The sequence below is a fragment of the Aliterella sp. E5.1 genome, from assembly GCF_057473825.1.
Genome location: NZ_JBYCCV010000473.1, coordinates 1 through 968, shown reverse-complemented (window position 1 = coordinate 968; position 968 = coordinate 1). Strand labels below are relative to the sequence as shown.

Genomic DNA, 968 nt, shown 5'->3' with positions numbered 1-968 from the left:
ACACACCTAAAGAAGCTTTACCGCAACCTCAAACTTTTCAGGTGGCTTAGGCGTATCCCTTGAAGGCAGGCTGGTAATCGAATCAAAGAGATTTGTCAGATATTTAATCTTTGGCACAAGCTTTCGATTTCGGATTTACTCAAAGGTGGATGGTCTTCAAAGTATCAACAAATTTCAAACAGCGGCAGCGCATCGTCTAAATTAGCCTGGAGATAAATTAGCGGCATCACCCGGCTGTCTCAAGTGCATTGACAATCTTTTGATGTGCAACTTCAGGGCTATCATTCACAGATAAAATTGTGAAGTCATTACGAGTATCTGCAACCTCTTTCACAATCTCTGGCATGGAACGCCCTTTCTTAAGCTCAGCCTGGATATAATCTTTGATTTGCTCTGTCTTCAAGCTTTTGAGATTCATATAATGTCGCCCTCTGGAGTCAAGGTGAAAACATGCTTCACAGTTTCGTCATCGCAACTTTTGACTTCTACAAATAAATACACTCCGGTCATGTACAAATCATATACGCAGAACCTGAGTTGGGCTAGCGTTCTTACCCGATCACAAAGGGTAAGCCATTGTATGTCTGTAGGCATATAGTTTCCATACTATTGGTTCTGAGCTGCAGCAGCCCCCTAGAAGGCGGGGGACTTCATTTTATTTGGGGGAGGGTATAGATTCCTCAGCCAGCCAACCGCTTGACTGCTTGGCGTTCTCGTTTCCAAAAGTATCGCTTCTGCGACTTGTTCCGATGCTTGCGCCACTCCCCATCCCCTTTGAAGGGGCGATTAGTTTTCATAGTGCTTCCTACAATTGATTACTTGATTATGGCCCCGGCAGAACCAGGGCCTGTTTTGTTTACTTAGCCGTAGCGATTGCCTTCCAGGTTGACTGTGGCAGGGCCAGCACCTTAGAGCCATCCCGCTCTAATTCAGTAGCTCTGTCGTAATCTTCCAGGTCTTGAGCGGTG

The 968-nt window shown here is 45.7% G+C and carries 1 protein-coding gene; it reads right to left on the bottom strand.

Going from position 1 to position 968, the window contains the following annotated elements; translation table 11 throughout:
* Positions 1 to 226 precede the first annotated feature (226 nt).
* Positions 227 to 418, bottom strand: a complete 192-nt coding sequence (locus AC2VE5_RS28325; RefSeq protein WP_486890837.1) for a hypothetical protein — start codon at positions 416 to 418, stop codon at positions 227 to 229.
* Positions 419 to 968 lie beyond the last annotated feature (550 nt).